Origin of the sequence: Pseudomonas sp. GZD-209, assembly GCF_049310485.1 — a bacterium.
GTDB lineage: Bacteria > Pseudomonadota > Gammaproteobacteria > Pseudomonadales > Pseudomonadaceae > Aquipseudomonas > Aquipseudomonas sichuanensis.
In genome coordinates this window covers 1-3,110 of sequence record NZ_JBMOWQ010000043.1, presented here as the reverse complement: position 1 = coordinate 3,110, position 3,110 = coordinate 1, and the positions used below count along the sequence as shown (strand labels likewise).

Sequence of the window (3,110 nt, the reverse complement as noted above, 5' to 3'; positions counted from 1 at the left end):
CGTGTACCGGCCCCCCCCCCACGCTTTCGGTGGAGCTGTCGTGGGAGCGGGCTTGCCCCGCGATAGCTTCACTGAGATTTAAAGCGCAGCGATCCGCGCATGCTGCTCGGTGAAGTTGGCCAGGGCCTGCTCCGACTCGGCCAGCTTGGCGCGCTCTTTCTCGATCACGGCAGGCGGGGCCTTGTCGACGAAGGCGGCGTTGGACAGCTTGCCGCCCACGCGCTGGACTTCGCCCTGCAGGCGCTGGATTTCCTTGTTCAGGCGTGCAAGCTCAGCGTCCTTGTCGATCAGGCCGGCCATCGGTACCAGCACTTGCAGGTCACCCACCAGCGCGGTGGCCGACAGCGGTGCTTCGTCCTGTTCGCCCAGCACGGTGAACGACTCGACCTTGGCCAGTTTCTTCAGCAGGGCTTCGTTCTCCTGCAGGCGGCGCTGGTCGTCGGCGTTGGCGTTCTTCAGGAACAGCGGCAGCGGCTTGCCCGGGCCGATGTTCATCTCGGCGCGGATGTTGCGCAGGCCGACCATCAGTTCCTTGAGCCATTCGATGTCGCCTTCGGCGGCGGCGTCGATGCGGCTCTCGTTCGCTTCAGGCCACGGCTGCAGCATGATGGTCTTGCCGTCGATGCCAGCCAGCGGCGCGATGCGCTGCCAGATTTCTTCGGTGATGAACGGCATGAACGGGTGGGCCAGGCGCAGCGCCACTTCCAGCACGCGCACCAGAGTGCGACGGGTGCCACGGGCGCGCTCGACCGGGGCGTTCTCGTCCCACAGCACCGGCTTGGACAGCTCCAGGTACCAGTCGCAGTACTGGTTCCAGATGAACTCGTACAGCGCCTGGCTGGCCAGGTCGAAGCGGAACTGTTCGAGCTGGCGGGTCACTTCGGCTTCGGTGCGCTGCAGCTGCGAGATGATCCAGCGGTCGGCCAGCGACAGCTCGTAGGCCTCGCCGTTCTGGCCGCAGTCCTCGCCCTTGTCCAGCACGTAGCGGGCGGCGTTCCAGATCTTGTTGCAGAAGTTGCGGTAGCCCTCGACACGGCCCATGTCGAACTTGATGTCACGGCCGGTGGAGGCCAGCGAGCAGAAGGTGAAGCGCAGGGCGTCGGTGCCGTAGCTGGCGATACCTTCGGGGAACTCGGCCTTGGTCTGCTTGGCGATCTTCTCGGCAAGCTTGGGCTGCATCATGCCGCTGGTGCGTTTTTCCAGCAGGGCGTCGAGGGTGATGCCGTCGACGATGTCCAGCGGGTCAAGCACGTTGCCCTTGGACTTGGACATCTTCTGGCCCTGGCCATCACGCACCAGGCCGTGCACGTACACGGTCTTGAACGGGACCTGCGGGGTGCCGTCGTCGTTCTTGATCAGGTGCATGGTCAGCATGATCATCCGGGCGACCCAGAAGAAAATGATGTCGAAGCCGGTGACCAGCACGTCGGTGGAGTGGAATTTCTTGAGGAACTCGGTCTGTTCCGGCCAGCCCAGGGTGGAGAAGGTCCACAGGCCCGAGCTGAACCAGGTGTCGAGCACGTCGTCGTCCTGGCGCAGTTGCACATCGCTGCCCAGGTTGTGCTTGGCGCGCACTTCGGCCTCGTCGCGGCCGACATAGACCTGGCCGGCCTCGTCGTACCAGGCCGGGATGCGGTGGCCCCACCACAGCTGGCGGCTGATGCACCAGTCCTGGATGTCACGCATCCAGGAGAAGTACATGTTCTCGTACTGTTTCGGCACGAACTGGATACGGCCGTCTTCCACGGCAGCGATGGCCGGTTCGGCCAGCGGCTTGGTCGACACGTACCACTGGTCGGTCAGCCACGGCTCGATGACGGTGCCGGAACGGTCGCCCTTCGGTACTTTCAGGGCGTGATCGTCGATGCTGACCAGCAGGCCCTGGGCGTCGAGATCGGCAACGATCTGTTTGCGCGCGACAAAGCGGTCGAGGGTGGCGTACTGCGCGGGCAGGCTGGTATCGATCTGCTCGTTGACGCTGCCGTCGAGGTTGAACGCCTGGGCACTGGCCAGCACCATCGCGTTCTTGTCGAAGATGTTCAGCAGCGGCAGGTTGTGGCGCTTGCCGACTTCGTAGTCGTTGAAGTCGTGGGCCGGGGTGATCTTCACGCAACCGGTACCGAACTCGGGGTCGCAGTAGTCGTCGGCGATGATCGGGATCAGGCGGCCGACCAGCGGCAGCTTGACGAACTTGCCGATCAGCGCCTGGTAGCGCTCGTCGTTCGGGTTGACGGCCACGGCGGCGTCACCCAGCAGGGTTTCCGGACGGGTGGTGGCGACCACCAGGTAGTCCTTGCCTTCGGCGGTCTTGGCGCCGTCGGCCAGCGGGTAGCGCAGGTTCCACAGGTGGCCTTTCTCGTCGTGGTTTTCCACTTCGAGGTCGGAGATCGCCGTGTGCAGCTTGGTGTCCCAGTTGACCAGGCGCTTGCCGCGGTAGATCAGGCCGTCTTCATGCAGGCGCACGAAGGCTTCCTTGACCGCGTCCGACAGGCCGTCGTCCATGGTGAAGCGCTCGCGGCTCCAGTCCACCGAAGAGCCCAGGCGGCGGATCTGGCGGCTGATGTTGCCACCGGACTGATCCTTCCACTCCCAGACCTTCTCCAGGAACTTGTCGCGGCCCAGGTCGTGGCGATTCTGGCCTTTGGCTTCCAGCTGACGCTCAACGAGCATCTGAGTGGCGATACCGGCGTGGTCGGTGCCTGGCTGCCACAGGGTGTCGCGGCCCTGCATGCGGCGGAAGCGGATCAGGGCGTCCATGATCGCGTTGTTGAAGCCATGACCCATGTGCAGGCTGCCGGTGACGTTCGGCGGCGGGATCATGATGGTGTAGGACTCGCCTGCACCTTGTGGGGCGAAATAGTTCTCGGACTCCCAGGTGTTGTACCAGGAAGTTTCGATGGCGTGCGGCTGGTAGGTCTTGTCCATGCGCGGCGGGACCCTATGGCATTTGTTCAGGAAAGCCGGGAAGTATACAACGGCGAGACGGCAGGGGACACGGTGTAGTGACATTGCACCGAGTGAGGCTTTTCGCGGGTAAACCCGCTCCCACAGGTACAGTGCTGCACTCAAGGACAGCGCTGTACCTGTGGGAGCGGGTTTACCCGCGAAGA

1 protein-coding gene is annotated in these 3,110 nt (G+C 64.0%); it reads right to left on the bottom strand.

What is annotated here, in order from left to right; translation table 11 throughout:
* Positions 1–78: 78 nt before the first annotated feature.
* Positions 79–2,925, bottom strand: a complete 2,847-nt coding sequence (locus tag ACO6VM_RS06840; RefSeq protein WP_258642994.1) for a valine--tRNA ligase — start codon at positions 2,923–2,925, stop codon at positions 79–81.
* Positions 2,926–3,110 lie beyond the last annotated feature (185 nt).

Excerpts from the sequence above, each read along its gene's own strand:
- ACO6VM_RS06840 (WP_258642994.1), bottom strand. The coding sequence starts at position 2,925 with ATGGACAAGACCTACCAGCCGCACGCCATCGAAACTTCCTGGTACAAC.